Annotated in this window: 16 protein-coding genes and 1 pseudogene; 9 read left to right on the plus strand and 8 right to left on the minus strand. The window is 72.5% G+C overall.

Annotated features, from left to right (window positions below):
* Positions 1-122 precede the first annotated feature (122 nt).
* From AB0B58_RS20295 to AB0B58_RS20320, 6 genes and pseudogenes are all read left to right on the plus strand, one after another.
* Positions 123-1184, plus strand: coding sequence for a PhoH family protein (locus tag AB0B58_RS20295; protein WP_360225460.1), 1062 nt, complete (start codon positions 123-125; stop codon positions 1182-1184).
* 18 nt (positions 1185-1202) lie between these two features.
* On the plus strand, positions 1203-1673 hold the full coding sequence (ybeY, locus tag AB0B58_RS20300) for an rRNA maturation RNase YbeY (RefSeq protein WP_354720597.1): 471 nt from the start codon (positions 1203-1205) through the stop codon (positions 1671-1673).
* Positions 1674-1678: 5 nt separating this feature from the next.
* Positions 1679-3040: a hemolysin family protein gene (locus AB0B58_RS20305; protein WP_360225462.1), complete on the plus strand. Its 1362-nt coding sequence runs from the start codon at positions 1679-1681 to the stop codon at positions 3038-3040.
* On the plus strand, positions 3033-3416 hold the full coding sequence (locus AB0B58_RS20310) for a cytidine deaminase (protein WP_360225464.1): 384 nt from the start codon (positions 3033-3035) through the stop codon (positions 3414-3416). The genes AB0B58_RS20305 and AB0B58_RS20310 overlap by 8 nt, the downstream gene beginning before the upstream one ends.
* Positions 3417-4102: 686 nt before the next feature.
* A pseudogene (gene era, locus AB0B58_RS20315) lies at positions 4103-4975 on the plus strand (GTPase Era); the annotation flags it as partial.
* A gap of 76 nt (positions 4976-5051) precedes the next feature.
* Entirely contained in the window at positions 5052-6119 is a 1068-nt protein-coding gene (locus AB0B58_RS20320) for an acyltransferase (RefSeq protein ID WP_360225466.1), read from the plus strand.
* 9 nt (positions 6120-6128) lie between these two features.
* Here the strand turns inward: AB0B58_RS20320 and AB0B58_RS20325 are convergent, their stop codons facing one another.
* A complete protein-coding gene (locus AB0B58_RS20325) occupies positions 6129-6932 on the minus strand; it encodes a DUF4097 family beta strand repeat-containing protein (RefSeq protein ID WP_360225468.1) in 804 nt (267 codons plus the stop codon).
* Between the two features lie 111 nt (positions 6933-7043).
* On the opposite strand from AB0B58_RS20325, the gene recO reads away from it, so the two are divergent.
* On the plus strand, positions 7044-7829 hold the full coding sequence (gene recO / locus AB0B58_RS20330; protein ID WP_360225470.1) for a DNA repair protein RecO: 786 nt from the start codon (positions 7044-7046) through the stop codon (positions 7827-7829).
* On the plus strand, positions 7826-8605 hold the full coding sequence (locus AB0B58_RS20335) for an isoprenyl transferase (protein ID WP_360225472.1): 780 nt from the start codon (positions 7826-7828) through the stop codon (positions 8603-8605). The genes recO and AB0B58_RS20335 overlap by 4 nt, the downstream gene beginning before the upstream one ends.
* 18 nt (positions 8606-8623) lie before the next feature.
* Here AB0B58_RS20335 and AB0B58_RS20340 read toward each other — a convergent pair whose 3' ends face one another.
* From AB0B58_RS20340 to AB0B58_RS20350, 3 genes are read right to left on the minus strand one after another with little or no spacing between them, the layout of a single operon-like run.
* Positions 8624-9298, minus strand: a complete 675-nt coding sequence (locus AB0B58_RS20340) for an HAD family hydrolase (RefSeq protein ID WP_360225474.1) — start codon at positions 9296-9298, stop codon at positions 8624-8626.
* Positions 9295-9591, minus strand: a complete 297-nt coding sequence (locus AB0B58_RS20345) for an MTH1187 family thiamine-binding protein (protein ID WP_360225476.1) — start codon at positions 9589-9591, stop codon at positions 9295-9297. The genes AB0B58_RS20340 and AB0B58_RS20345 overlap by 4 nt, the downstream gene beginning before the upstream one ends.
* Positions 9592-9631: 40 nt before the next feature.
* A complete protein-coding gene (locus AB0B58_RS20350) occupies positions 9632-10273 on the minus strand; it encodes a hypothetical protein (RefSeq protein ID WP_360225478.1) in 642 nt (213 codons plus the stop codon).
* Between the two features lie 268 nt (positions 10274-10541).
* On the opposite strand from AB0B58_RS20350, the gene AB0B58_RS20355 reads away from it, so the two are divergent.
* Positions 10542-11060, plus strand: coding sequence for a GNAT family N-acetyltransferase (locus AB0B58_RS20355; protein WP_360225480.1), 519 nt, complete (start codon positions 10542-10544; stop codon positions 11058-11060).
* Here the strand turns inward: AB0B58_RS20355 and AB0B58_RS20360 are convergent.
* The 4 genes from AB0B58_RS20360 to AB0B58_RS20375 all read right to left on the minus strand — a co-directional run bounded on the left by AB0B58_RS20360 (position 11044) and on the right by AB0B58_RS20375 (position 14361).
* The gene (locus AB0B58_RS20360) at positions 11044-11910 is read right to left on the minus strand and encodes an alpha/beta hydrolase (protein ID WP_360225482.1); all 867 of its coding nucleotides are present in this window, start codon (positions 11908-11910) and stop codon (positions 11044-11046) included. The genes AB0B58_RS20355 and AB0B58_RS20360 overlap by 17 nt on opposite strands.
* Before the next feature lie 22 nt (positions 11911-11932).
* Entirely contained in the window at positions 11933-12088 is a 156-nt protein-coding gene (locus AB0B58_RS20365; protein ID WP_360225484.1) for a hypothetical protein, read from the minus strand.
* An 81-nt stretch (positions 12089-12169) separates the two neighbouring features.
* The gene (locus tag AB0B58_RS20370; protein ID WP_360225486.1) at positions 12170-12973 is read right to left on the minus strand and encodes an energy-coupling factor transporter transmembrane component T; all 804 of its coding nucleotides are present in this window, start codon (positions 12971-12973) and stop codon (positions 12170-12172) included.
* On the minus strand, positions 12970-14361 hold the full coding sequence (locus AB0B58_RS20375; protein WP_360225488.1) for an ATP-binding cassette domain-containing protein: 1392 nt from the start codon (positions 14359-14361) through the stop codon (positions 12970-12972). The genes AB0B58_RS20370 and AB0B58_RS20375 overlap by 4 nt, the downstream gene beginning before the upstream one ends.

A 14361-nucleotide genomic window follows, 5' to 3' on the forward strand; every position in this document is an offset into this window, starting at 1 on the left:
GCCGATAATGGCCTCGGCGGCAGGGGCGCCGACCGGATACGATGGCACGATCCTCACGCGGGCCGCCGACCATCGGCGGGGACGAGAAAGAGAGCAGGTGGCGTAGGCCTCACGGCCGCCCTATGACCGGCACCGATTCCAGCAGCGCCGCCGCTCGGGTGCAGACCAGAATCTCGGTCTCCGACCCTAAGATCATGGTGAATCTACTCGGCGCCAAGGACGAGATCCTGCGGCTGATCGAGCGCATCCTCACCAGCGACGTGCACGTCCGCGGCAACGAGATCACCATCACCGGCGCACCCGCCGACAACGCGACCGCGGAGCGCCTCTTCTCGGAGCTGATCGAGCTGACCGAGAAGGGCGAGACGCTGAGCGTCGACGCCGTCCGCCGCACCGTCGCGATGCTCGAGCAGAACACCGCCGAGCGCCCCGCCGAGGTGCTCACCCTCAACATCCTGTCCCGGCGCGGCAAGACCATCCGCCCCAAGACGCTGGGGCAGAAGCGCTACGTCGATGCCATCGACGAGAACACGATCGTTTTCGGCATCGGCCCCGCCGGCACCGGCAAGACCTACCTGGCGATGGCGAAGGCCGTGCAGGCCCTGACGGCCAAGCAGGTCAGCCGGATCATCCTCACCCGCCCGGCGGTCGAGGCCGGCGAGCGGCTCGGCTTCCTGCCCGGCACGCTCAACGAGAAGATCGACCCGTACCTGCGGCCGCTCTACGACGCGCTGCACGACATGCTCGACCCCGAGTCGATCCCGCGGCTGATGCAGGCGGGCACGATCGAGGTCGCCCCGCTGGCCTACATGCGGGGAAGGACCTTGAACGACGCGTTCATCATTCTCGACGAGGCGCAGAACACGACTCCCGAGCAGATGAAGATGTTCCTCACCCGGCTCGGCTTCGGTGCGAAGATCGTGGTGACCGGCGACGTCACCCAGGTCGACCTGCCCGGGGGCACCAGCAGCGGGCTCCGCGTCGTCCGGGAGATCCTGCGCGACGTCGAGGACGTGCACTTCGCGGAGCTGTCCAGCTCCGACGTCGTGCGGCACCGGCTGGTCGCCGAGATCGTCGACGCGTACGCCCGCTTCGACGCCGACCAGGAGCAACAGGCCACGCAGTCCGTCCATGCCGTGCAGGGGCGCGCCGCCAGCGGCGGCCGCCCGAACCGCCGGCGCTGATAAGGGGTTAAGCACTACATGTCCATCGAGATCGCCAACGAGTCGGGAGTCGACGTCGACACCGACGCGATCCTGGCGGTGGCCCGGCACGCGCTCGAGGAGATGGGGGTCAACCCCCTCGCCGAGCTTTCCATCCTGCTGGTCGACATCGACTACATGGCCGAGCTGAACCTGCGCTGGATGGGCAGCGACGGGCCGACCGATGTGCTCGCCTTCCCGATGGACGAGGGCAGCGTCGACCACGGTCCCGGCGAGTCCGGCACCGGCGAGCCGGCGCTGCTCGGCGACATCGTGCTCGCGCCCGAGGTCGCGGCGAAGCAGGCCGCCGCCGCCGAGCACTCCGCCGCGGATGAGCTGCACCTGCTCACCGTGCACGGCGTGCTGCATCTGCTCGGCTACGACCACGCCGAGCCCGAGGAGGAGCGCGAGATGTTCGCGCTGCAGGCACGGCTCCTGCAGAGCTGGCGCTCCGGACGGCGGGCCGGCTGATCCCCGTGGAGCCGTCGTTACTCGCGGCGGGCCACCCCGGCGGCCTGCCTGACCTGCAACTGATCATCTACGCGGTGGTCCTGGTCCTCCTCGCCGGCCTGGCGTCGATGACCGACGCGGCACTGGCCACCGTCTCCCCGGCACGCGCCGCGGAGATGGAGCGCGAGGGCCGGCGCGGTGCCGCCGCGCTGACGGCGGTGGCCGGCGACGTGGTGCGCCACCTCAACCTGCTGCTGCTGCTCCGGCTGCTCTGCGAGCTGACCGCGACCACGCTCGTCGCGCTCGTCGCGGTGGACAGCTGGGGCGCCGGCTGGCGGGCCGCCCTGGTCACGGCCGGCGCGATGACGCTGGTCAGCTTCGTCGTGGTCGGCGTCGCGCCGCGCACGCTCGGGCGCCAGCACGCGTACGCGGTCGGCAGGGCCACCGCCCCGCTGGTGCGCTGGCTCGGCCGCGCGCTGAACCCGCTGGCGTCGCTGCTGATCCTGATCGGTAACGCGGTGACGCCCGGCAAGGGCTTTCCCGAGGGACCGTTCGGCAGCCAGGTCGAACTGCGGGAGCTTGTCGACCTGGCGGAACAGCGCGGCGTCGTGGAGCACGGCGAGCGCGAAATGATCCATTCGGTCTTCGCGCTCGGTGACACCATCGCCCGCGAGGTGATGGTGCCGCGCACCGAGATGGTGTGGATAGAGGCGCCCAAGACGCTTCAGCAGGCGCTCTACCTCTTCCTGCGCTCCGGCTTCTCCCGCATCCCGGTGATCGGGGAGAGCGTCGACGACGTGCTGGGCGTGCTCTACCTCAAGGACGTCGTGCGCAGCACCCAGAACGGCGACCCGGCGGCCTCGGCCTCGCCGGTCGCCGAGCTGATGCGCACGGCGACCTTCGTGCCGGAGTCCAAGCCGGTCGACGATCTGCTGTCGGAGATGCAGGCGGCCCGCACCCACCTGGTCATCGTCGTCGACGAGTACGGTGGCACGGCCGGCCTGGTCACCATCGAGGACATCCTCGAGGAGATCGTCGGCGAGATCACCGACGAGTACGACGTCGAGCACCCGCCCATCGACCACCTCGAGGACGGTGCGGTGCGGGTGACCGCGCGGCTGCCGATCGAGGACCTCGGCGACATCTTCGGCGTGGAACTGCCCGCCGACGAGGTCGAGACGGTCGGCGGCCTGCTCGCGCAGACGCTCGGCCGGGTGCCGATCCCGGGCGCGTCGGTCGACGTGTGCGGCCTGCACCTGATCGCGGAGGGCACGATCGGCCGCCGCAACCGGATCGATTCGGTGCTGGTGTGCCGCGTCGGGTCGGACACCAGTGACGAAGAAGCGAACGCCCCCGAGAACGAGGAAAGACAGCACGCCGATGCCTGACCAGAGCACCCCCGCCGGATCCGCCGTCAACCCCGCCGAGGGCGAGCTCAGCGCCGAGGACGCGAAACTGGTCACCCTGGCCCGCGGCGCACGCGCCCGGGTGGGCGCGGCCGAGGGAGCTTCGGTACGCGACCAGGACGGCCGCACCTACGCGGCCGCGAGCGTTGCCCTGCCCAGCATGTCGATCACGGCCCTGCAGCTCGCGGTGGCCTCGGCGGTGGCGGCGGGCGCGACGAGGCTCGAGGCGGCCGCGGTGGTGACCGAGGCGTCGACGCTGGACGGTGCGGGGCATGCGGCGGTCCGGGACCTGGCGGCCGAGGCGCCGATCCACGTTGCGGCCCCGACCGGCGCCCTGCTGGGCACGGTGACGGCGTGACGCCGGAGAAGCGCGAGGGCCGGACCGGGCGTGGTCAGGCCGCCGGGCGTGGTCAAACCGCCGGGCGTGGTCAGGCCGCCGGGCGCGGCGGCGATGCCCGGCCGGCCCGGGTCGGCAAGGACGGCGAGGCTCTGCCCGCTCGGACCGGGCGGGCCCAGGGTGCCGGCCGCGGTGACGCCCGGCCCACCCGGGTCGGCAAGGACGGCGAGGCGCGCCCCGCCCGGCCCGGGCGTGGCCAGGGCGCCGGGCGCGGCGGCGAGGCCCGGCCGGCGAGGCCCGGTCGCGCGCAGGCGGCCGGCGGCGAGGGACGGCCGGCGCGGGCCGCCGGCCCCGCCGAGGCACCCGCGGGCGAGCGGCGGCTCACGGCCGGCGAGCGCAACGAGCAGCGACGCCAGGAGCGCCGGGCCGCGCGCCGCGAGCAGGCCGACGCGGCGCCGGCTGGCGCGGGCCGCGCCACCGCCCCGGGCCGCGCCACCGCCCCGGGCCGCGCCACCGCCCCGGGCGCCCCGAAGCGCGCGGCGAGCGCGAAGCCGCGCGCGGCCGGCGAGACCGTTCGCGGCGGCGGCGCCCCTCGGGAGGAGCCGAGCCCGGGGCCACGGACTTCCGGCGGCGCGGAGAACGCCCGTACGGAAAGAAAGAAGCACCGGCACAAGGCCGCAAGCCGGGCCGCGACCGTCGACACCACCTACCGTGCCGGATTTGCGTGTTTTGTCGGACGGCCAAACGCCGGCAAATCCACCCTGACGAATGCGATCATCGGTCAGAAGATCGCCATCACGTCGAACAAGCCGCAGACCACCCGCCACATCATCCGCGGCATCCTGCACCAGGAGCACTCACAGCTCGTCCTCGTCGACACCCCCGGCCTGCACCGGCCGAGGACCCTGCTCGGCGAGCGCCTCAACGACCTGGTCCGCGAGACCTGGAGCGAGGTCGACGTCATCGGGGTCTGCTTCCCCGCGGACGAGCCCGTCGGTGCCGGGGACCGGTTCATCTCGGCCGAGATCGCCGCGCTCAAGGCGACCGTCATCGCCGTCGTGACCAAGGTGGACCTGGTCGACCCGGCGACGCTGGCGCAGCGGCTGCTCGACGTCAGCAAGCTCTACGACTTCGCCGACATCGTGCCGGTCAGCGCCGTCTCCGGGCATCAGGTCGAGACGCTGGTCGACGTGATCGTCAAGCGCCTGCCCGAGTCGCCGCCGCTCTACCCGGACGACGTGCTCACCGAGGAGCCCGAGCAGGTCCTCATCGGGGAGCTGATCCGCGAGGCCGCGCTCGAGGGTGTGCGCGAAGAGCTGCCGCACTCGATCGCCGTCCTGGTCGAGGAGATGCTGGTCGAGGGCAGGACGACCAAGATCTACGCCAACCTGTTCGTGGAGCGGGACAGTCAGAAGTCGATCGTGATCGGCGCCAAGGGCGCCCGGCTCAAGGACGTCGGCATCCGGGCGCGGGCCGAGATCGAGAAGCTGCTCGGCCGCAAGATCTACCTGGATCTGCACGTCCGGATCGCCAAGGAATGGCAGCGAGATCCCAAGCAGCTCCGTAAGTTGGGATTTTAACTATATTTGTGGGTCATCTCACGGTCTGACCGTTTCGTTTGCTTTGTCGGGGGTTATTTCGATAGCCATTTAGACCATGCGGAATCGGTATCTGGACCTGCTGCGTGCGATCGCGATCGTCCGGGTTGTCGTCTACCACTCCACCGGCTGGGTGGCGCTCACCATCGCCTTCCCCGCGATGACCGTGATGTTCGCCCTGGCCGGCTCCCTGATGGCGGCCTCGATCGACCGCTGCGGGCCGCTCGCCGCCGAACGCCGCCTGCGCCGCCTGCTGCCCTCGCTGTGGGCCATGTCCGTGATCGCCGTGCCCGCGATGCTGTGCACCGGGCTGGCCTGGGACTGGAAGGTGCTCTACTGGGCGTTCCCGATCCAGGACCCGCCGGCGAACGGCTGGGGTTCGATGGCGCTGAGCGCCACCTGGTACCTGCGTGACTTTCTCTGGTTCGTGCTGCTGTCGCCGCTCGTCCTGCCGGTCTTCCGCCGCCTGCCGAAGCTGTCCGTCGCGGTGCCCTACGTCGTGCTGGCCGTCATCACGCTCTGCGGGCTGACGCCGCACCCGATCGTGCGCGACATGGCCCTCTACGGCGGCGCCTGGCTGCTCGGCTTCGCCCACCACGACGGGATGCTGCACCGGCTGCCGCGGCGGCGCCTCGTCGGGCTCGCGGCGGGGCTGGCGGCGCTCGGCGCGGCCTGGATCGCCACCCATCCCGGCCCGCGCGGTTACGACCTCAACGACATTCCCCTCGGCAACGCGCTGTGGTCTGCCGCGTTCGTGCTGATCGCGCTCGGTTTCGCGCCGGTCGCGACCGCGGCGCGGCCGCGGCGGCTGGTCACGATCCTCAACGCCCGGGCATTGACGATCTACCTGTGGCACGTGCCGATCATCGTGGCCGTCACCCGGATCGGGGAGACGCACGGCCTCCCGGTGCGCGGCCCGGTCGGCATCGGCTGGCGGTTCGCGGTGATCGTCGCCCTCGTCACCCTGGCCGTGCTGCTCTTCGGCTGGGTCGAGGACTTCGCCGCCGGGCGCCTGCCGGTGCTGGTGCCGGGCGGGCGGCCCCGCCGGCCGGCGGAGGCGCCGGTCTCCCCGGCGATTCCCCGGGTGAGCCACCGGGCCGCGATGGGCGAGACCGTGCGCACCTGACGCCGGTGGCTACGACCCCGGGACCGTCGTGATCGTCACGTCGCCGCTGCCGGTCTGCACGTCCAGCATGTTCTTCGCGCTCGGGTCGTTGACCAGGCCGATCAGGTCGGCGTCGCCCGAGCCGGTGTGCGTCTTCACCTGGTACGCGCCGTCCGGCACCAGCAGCTCCACGTTCCCGCTGCCCGTCCGCGCCGTTACCGGGCCGGCCTGCGCCAGCTCGACGTCGAGGTCGCCGGACGAGGCCTGGGCCCGGACCGCCGCGCCACCCGCGAGCGCGCGCGCCTCGACGTTGCCGGAGCCGGCCACCAGCGTGACGGTGCCGTGCAGGTCGTTGACGACGATGTCGCCCGAACCGGACTTGACCGACACCGCGCCGCTCGCCCGGTCGATCTCGACGTTGCCGGAGCCCACGGTGACGTCCGCGGCGCCAACCTCGGTCAGGCTGATGTCGCCCGAGCCGAGCTTGCCGCGCACGTGAACCCCGGCCGGGGCCTGGATCTCGTACGAGACGTTGCAGTGGTCACCGCAGCGCGTGTCGATGCTCAACACCGTGCCGTCCAGCCGGTACGAGGCCTGCGGGTCGTCGGAGCCGCCGGTGCGGACGACCCGCTTGATCCGGGTCTCGGCGATCGGGGCCGTCGACACGGTGACGTTCCCGCTGCCGCCGCTCAGGACGATCTCGGAGACCTTGACCTTCTCGGTGTCGTCGTAGGTCAGCCGCGCGCCGATCCCGCCGCCGCAGCCGGCCAGGGCGGCCGCGGTCGCGGCGATCAGGGTGATGGCGCCGGCGCGCCGGGCGAGAGTCGGGGTCATGTCTGTGACGCTAGGGGGCGTCCCGGTCCGGGCGCTATCGGTCCTCCCACTGAGGCAGCCCGGAGAAGACCCTGAGATCCGGGTCAGGGTCCGTCGTACCCAGGGGGCAGAATGGCGTCCGTGCCCGCCGGATACCGCCGCCAGCTCTACCGCGACGACGCGGTGGTCCTGCGCGTGCAGAAACTGGGCGAAAGCGACCGGATCATCACCCTGCTGACCCGCCGGCACGGCCGGCTGCGCGCGGTGGCCCGCGGGGTGCGCCGCACGACGTCCCGCTTCGGCGCCCGGCTCGAGCCGTTCGGCCATATCGACCTGCAGCTCGCCGGCTCGCCGGAGGGGGTGGGCAGCAGCCTGCACTCGGTCAGCCAGGTCGAGGCCGTGACGCTCTTCGGCAAGAGGTTCCTCGGCGACTACCCCCGCTACACCGCGGCCAGCGCCATCGCGGAGACCGCCGAGCGGCTCTCCCCGGTCGAGCGGGAGCCGGCGCTGCGGCTGTTCCAGCTCACCCTCGGCGCGCTCAAGGCGCTCGCGGCGGGGGAGCACGCGAGCAGCCTGGTCCTGGACGCCTACCTGCTGCGCGGGATGAACTTCGCGGGCTGGGCGCCCGCGCTCGCCGAGTGCGCGGTCTGCGGCACCCCCGGGCAGCACGGCGCGTTCTCGGTGCCCGCGGGCGGCTCGGTCTGCCCCGACTGCCGCCCGCCCGGCGCGGCGCACCCGGCCCCGGCGACGATCGCCCTGATGGCGGCCCTGACCAGCGGCGACTGGCAGGTCGCCGACGCCACCGAGCCACCGGTACGCCGCGAGTGCAGCGGCCTCGTGGCAGCACACCTGCAGTGGCACATGGAGCGCAACCTGCGCGCGCTGCCACTTGTCGATCGACGGGAGAGCACCTCGTGACGCGTCCGCCAACCCCGCACCCCTCCGGAGCCCGGCCGCCGGCCCTGCCAGCCGCCGCGATCCCGAAGCACGTCGCGGTGGTGATGGACGGCAACGGCCGCTGGGCCAAGGAGCGCGGCCTGTCCCGCACCAAGGGTCACGAGCAGGGCGAGTATTCGCTCTTCGACACCATCGAGGGCGCGATCGAGCTCGGCATCCCCTACCTCTCGGCTTACGCGTTCTCGACGGAGAACTGGAAGCGTTCCCCGGAGGAGGTCCGCTTCCTGATGGGCTTCAACCGCGACGTGATCCGCCGGCGCCGCGACCAGCTGGTCGAGCTGGGCGTCCGGGTGGTGTGGTCGGGCCGCGCGGGCCGGCTGTGGAAGAGCGTCATCTCGGAGCTGCAGACCGCGGAGGAGATGTCGAAGGGCAACTCCAAGCTGACCCTGCAGTTCTGCGTGAACTACGGCGGCCAGGCGGAGATCGCGGACGCGGCGGCGGCGATCGCCCGCGACGTCGTGGCGGGCAGGCTCAAGGCCGACAAGATCAACGAGAAGACGATCGCGAGATACCTGTACCACCCGGAGATCCCCGAGGTGGACATGTTCCTGCGCCCCTCCGGCGAGGAGCGCACCTCGAACTTCCTGCTCTGGCAGTCGGCGTACGCGGAGCTGGTCTTCCTCGACACGCTGTGGCCGGACTTCGACCGCCGCCACCTCTGGTATGCCTGCGAGCTCTATGCCCGGCGGGACCGCCGCTTCGGCGGGGCGATCCCCAACCCCGTCGCCCCCGCGTGAGTCACCGCCGCTCCGGCCTCAGCTCGTGATGACCGCGACGGCGGCGTCCACGTCGGACAGGTCGGGCAGCACGGCATGCGCCCCGGCCAGCGCGAGCTCGGCCATGCTGGCCGATCCGGTGGCCACCCCAACGGCGAGCGCGTCGTTGGCCAGCGCGGCCGTCACGTCGTAGGCGGTGTCGCCGACCACCACGGCCCGGAACCGCTCGCCGTACTTGGCCTCGGCCCGCTCCCGGCACCGCCGCACCAGCGTGGCCCGCACGCTGTCGTCGGTGCCGTAGCCACCGATCTCGGCATCGAACGCCGCGGCGAGATCGAACGCGGCGACCTTGGCGGCGGCGACCTGCGGCACGTTCCCGGTGACAAGCGTCTGCACCACGTCGCCGCGCGCACCCAGCTCGTCGAGCACGTCCCGCACGCCCGGCAGCAGCTCGCCCTGCTCGGCGAAGAGATGCCGCGAGCCGTGCACCTCCTCGACGTAGCGGGCGAAGAACCGCTCCGGCGTGCAGTCGGTGACGCCGTGCGCGGCGAAGACCTCGGCACAGATGTCGAGGTCGGTGCGCCCGCCGAAGATCGGCATGGCCCGCCAGGCGACCCCGGTGACCGCGGTGAACGCGGCGCGCCAGGCCTGCGCCGCGACCCCGCCGCCCCGCAGCAACGTGTAGTCGATGTCCCACATGACCAGGCGTCTCACTGCTCCGCCAGCCGGCGCTCGACGTGCTCGACCTTGGCGTGCAGCGCGTCGGTGACGCCGGGCCGGATGTCGGCCTTGAGCGAGACGGACACCCGCGGTGCGTGCGCGGCGACGGCGTCGACCGCCTGCTTGACCACGGCCATGACCTCGTCCCACTCGCCCTCGACGGTGGTGAACATGGCGTCGGTGCGATTGGGCAACCCGGAGGCCCGCACGACCCGGACGGCCTCGGCCACCAGGTCGCCGACGGACTCGCCCGCGCCGAGCGGGGTGATGGAGAAGGCGACAAGCATGCACCCATCCTGACAGGGAGATATGAACGGCGGTCCGAGGTCAGCGGCCGAGCAGGCGGCGCCACCAACCCGCGCCCGCCGTGCGGGCCCGGTCCGGCATGGTCAGCGTCATGTCCGGGCGGACCACGTCACGCTCGGGCAGCACGGCCACCGTGGTGAGCAGGCACGCGCGGCACATGTCGGGCTCGTCCCAGTCGGCGTACAGGTCGATCACCTCCACCGGCTCGATCGGCTCGGGTGGCTCCATCGGTCCCCAGTCGGCCAGGTGGTCGTGGAAGACGAGCGGCTCACCGGTCAGCGGCCTTCCGCACAGGCTCGTCGACTCCGACCAGCCGAGGTGCCGCACCCCGTGCTCGTCGCGGGCCAGCTCGAACTCCGCCTGCATCCGGTCGCGATGGAAGCCGGAGAACGGGCCGGCCAGCAGCGCGCGGCGCGGGCAGTACAGCGCGTGCCACGCGTCGTTGTACGACTCCACGTCGATCACCACGGGCACGAGGTCCGCCGCCGCCGACCGCGGCAGCTCGGGACGGCCGGGTAGTGGTTCGCCGGCGACTTCGCCGCGGTCTCCTCCTATCGAGCACTCGGCGTACAGCGGGTGGTACATCTCCTCCACGACCGTGCTGTATCTCGCGTATTTGCACGTGCCGTCGGGGAAGCGGATGGTCGCCAGCCAGGTGCCCATGCACGCCATTCTCGTACCCCGGACAACCGCTATCGCCAGTCCGCGGCAAAGACAATGGCCAAGGTCACTTTCGGCTGCACTGCTCGTTTATTGTCGAGCGCGAGCTCGGGCGTGAGTGGCCCGGCGATGACCCTGAACCGGCCGTGGACAGCCGAAAGCGGCCTTCATGCACACCCCTGAACGCCTTTCCGGTTTGTGGCGCAATTTGGACTGTGGATGCCTCAATGCGAATTCGCCTGTCCGGTCGGGTGGTGGCTACCGTCGCCGCATGCCTGAACTGATTCTGCCGACCGTTCTCCTGCACACCGCCTTCCTGGAATGCCGCGACGAATGGGGTCCCGGTCTGCACGAGGACGGATTCGGCATCAAGGCCGGCGACGACCTGGACTCGCCGGAGGGCTTCGCCGGCTGGGTGCACCGACGCCTCCACCTGACCCACCGGGCCGGGGAGCCCTGCCCGGACGAGAAGCACGTCTCACCGCGCTGGATCGTCGAGGACGGCCGGGTCCTCGGAGGAATCGACCTGCGGCACAAGTTCGACGACGGCATCGGCCACGTCGGCTACGGCGTACGCCCGTCCGCGCGCCGCCGCGGCCTGGCGAGCTGGGCGCTGGCCGAGATGCTCGGCGAGGCCCGCGCTCTCGGCCTGGAGCAGGTGCTCATCCCGTGCCTGGCGGACAACGTCGCCTCGGCCCGGACGATCGAACGCAACGGCGGTGTCCTGGAGGGCGTCCGCCGCCTCGAGCACGTATCGGTGCGGCGCTACTGGATCACGCTGAACCGGTGACCGTCGTCGCGGTGGCCACGGCCGCGGCGAACTCTCGCGGGCACTCCAGCGGCAGGAAGTGCCCGCCGTCGACGTGCCGCAGCCGGACGTCGGCGAAGAACCGGTCGAGCCGGTCGGACCAGCCGGTGGGAAACAGCGGGTCGTGCTCGGGCCACAGCACCGTGGTCGGCACGGTGATCCGCTCCGCCGGCTGCGGCACCGGTTCGGCCGCAACCCGCGCGAGCCCGCTGGCGCCGTAGCGGTACCAGCCGATGGACGCGGCGAACGCGCCCGGCTCGGAGTACAGCGCGACGAGATGGTCGAGGTGGTCCTCGGCGAGGGTGAACCCGGGCCCGGACCAGTGCGTCCAGAAGTGGCGCAGGTAGCGGCGCACGGCGTCGGGCCGGCCGTCGATGAGTTCGTCCGCGAGCCCAAGCCGGTGGAAGGCCACGTACCAGAACTCCTGCTGCGCCGCCGGGGTCAGGATCCGCTCGCCGATCCCCGGCAGCGGTGGCGTGAGCACCAGCGCCCGGATCAGGTCGGGGCGGTGCCGGGCCACGGCCTGCGCGACGCGGCTGCCGATGTCGTGCCCGCCGAGGACCGGCCGGTCCAGCCCGAGCTCCTCGATCAGCCCGATGACGCTGCGCGCCTGCGCGCCGGCGCTGTACCTCGCCGGGTCGGCCGAATGCCTGTCGGACGCGCCGAAGCCGCGCAGGTCGGGCACCACCACGTCGGCCGCCGGCAGGAGCGGAACAACGTCGCGGTACTCGGTTCGGTCGCTCGGCCACCCGTGCAGCAACACCACGGCGGGGCCGGCGCCGGTCCGCTCGTACGCAAGCCGGAACCCGTCAACGGCAGTCGTCCAAGCCACACCCGCGAACATACCCGGACTCTCAGTTCGGCCCGGAGCGCCAGGTCTGCCGGGGGCGGTATCCGGTACGTCGCAGCCAGTGCACCGCCGTTGCGGTGTCGGGGTGCCCGTGCCCGGCCTGGTCGATGACCCGGTACTGGCCGTCGGAGCCGAAGATCGACAGGGATGTCCGCGTCAATCTCGTGGCGGCTGTCCAACGTGAGGTGTCAGCCGGGTGACCCCGCGGCGAACAGGAGCGCAAACCGCGAATCCGACGGTCTCAGCCGATGATCGGGCGGAAGAGCCCGGCCTGGACGCTTGTCGTCAGGATCGCCGCCGAGAGCACGGCCGCGCCGATCAGCAGGGCCGCGTCCGCGCGGCCGAAGACCTGGCGGCGGGCGCAGGTGCGGGGGATTCCGGAGTCGAAGCCGCGGGCGTCCATCGCCAGCGCCAGCCGGGCGCCGCGGCGCAGGGCGCCGACCAGCAGGGCGAACGCGGTGGACCCGAACAGCCGCAGCCGCGCGATCGGGTTGCGGCCGGCGTCGATGCCGCGGGCCCGGCGGGCCAGGCCGAGCATCTGCCACTCCTCGCCGAGCAGCGGGATCATCCGGAAGGCCGCGAGCGCGCCGATGGCGAAGCGGGCGGGTGCCTTCGCGTTCTGCACCAGGGCGTCCGCGAGATCGGTCGGGTCGGTGGTGGCGAAGACGATGATGCCGGGCAGCGCGACCGCGAAGAGGCGCAGCACCAGGCCCAGCGCGCCCATGACCACGCCGGTGGTGATGTCGAACGGGCCGAGCGAGAACAGCAGCGCGCCGGTGCGGTCGGCCGCGAACAGCACCATGGTGATCAGGACGCCGGCGGCGGCCAGCGCGAGCGGCCACGCCCGCCGGGCCAGCACGCGGTAGCGGACGCCGAAGAGCGGCAGCAGCGCCAGCTCGATCACGAGCGCCAGGCCGGGCGTCAGCGGGTCGAGGGTCGCCACCAGCGGCAGTGAGAACAGCAGCGCCGCCCCCAGCTTGGCGACCGGATTGCGCCGGGCCAGGACGGCGGTGGCGTCGGCGACCGGTTCCAGGACGAGGGTCATCCGGGCCGGCCCAGGACGACGGTGCGGTCGGCGAGCGCGGTGACGAAGTCCTCGTCGTGGGTTACCGCGACGATGCCGCACCCGTCGTCGCGCAGCCTGGCCAGCAGCTCGACCAGCTCGATCCAGGTGCGCCGGTCCTGGCCGAAGGTCGGCTCGTCGAGTACGAGCAGCCGGGGCGCGGTGGCCAGGGCCGTCGCGACGCTGAGCCGCCGGGCCTCGCCCCCGGAGAGGGTGTACGGGTTCGCGCCCGCCAGCTTCGTCAGCCGCAGCCGGTCGAGCAGTTCGTCCACGATGGCGGAGACGTCCGGGCGCCCCAGCTGCCGGGGCCCGAGCGCGAGTTCGTCGGCCACCCGGGACGTGACGAACTGGTGTTCCGGTGACTGGAAGACCGATCCGATGCGCTGGGTGAGCGCCGCGGCCCGCCACCTGTGCGGCGCACCGCCCGGCGCCGCGTCGACCGAGCCCGAGGTGGGGGCGAGCAGTCCGCCGAGCACCAGGGCCAGCGTGGATTTGCCGGCGCCGTTCGGGCCCGTCACGGCCAGTGCCTCGCCGGCCCGTACCCGGATGCTTGTCGCCGGAAGCCGGTGCCGCACGGTGACGTGCTCCGCGCGTACCAGGGTGTCGGCCGGCGGCGCGACGGCCCGGTGCGCGGGCAGCGGCCGGCCCGGCACCCAGACGCCCTGTTCGGCGAGCTGATCGCCGAGGAGGGAGAAGACGGCCGAGGGCGTGCCGTCGGCGCGGACGCCGCCGCCCGGCTCCAGCACGACCACCCGGTCGACCAGGGTGAGCGCCTCGGCGATCCGGTGCTCGACCAGGATCAGCGTGGTGTCCGGGTCGTGCGAGCGGGCGATCGCCGAGCGGATCAGCGCGCCGCCCGCCGGGTCGAGGTTCGCGGTCGGCTCGTCGAGCAGCAGCAGGCCCGGCCGCGGCGCCAGGACCCCGGCGAGGGCCAGGCGCTGCTGCTCGCCGCCGGACAGGGCGGCGGTCCTGCGGTCGATCGGGTACGGGAATCCGACGCGGTCGAGCGCGACGGACACCCGCGGCCAGATCTCCTCCGCGGGCACGCCCCGGTTCTCGAGGCCGAACGCCACGTCGTCGCCGCTGCGGGCCATCACGAGCTGGGTCTGCGGGTCCTGGAAGACGATGCCGACGCGTTCGCGGGCCTTTGCCGGTTCCAGCCCGTCGATCTCGACCGTGCCCTCGGACTCGCCGGAGTCCTCGGGCAGCAGGCCGGCGAGCGCGGCGAGCAGGGTGCTCTTGCCGGCCCCGGAGGGACCCAGCAGGAGCACCCGCTCGCCGTGTGAGATGCGCAGGTCGACGCCGCGCACGGCCCAGGCCCGGCGCCCGGCGTGGCGCCAGCCGAACCCGCGCAGCACGACCTCGGGCAC

Origin of the sequence: Actinoplanes sp. NPDC049118 (assembly GCF_040648555.1) — a bacterium.
Taxonomy (GTDB): Bacteria; Actinomycetota; Actinomycetes; order Mycobacteriales; family Micromonosporaceae; genus Actinoplanes.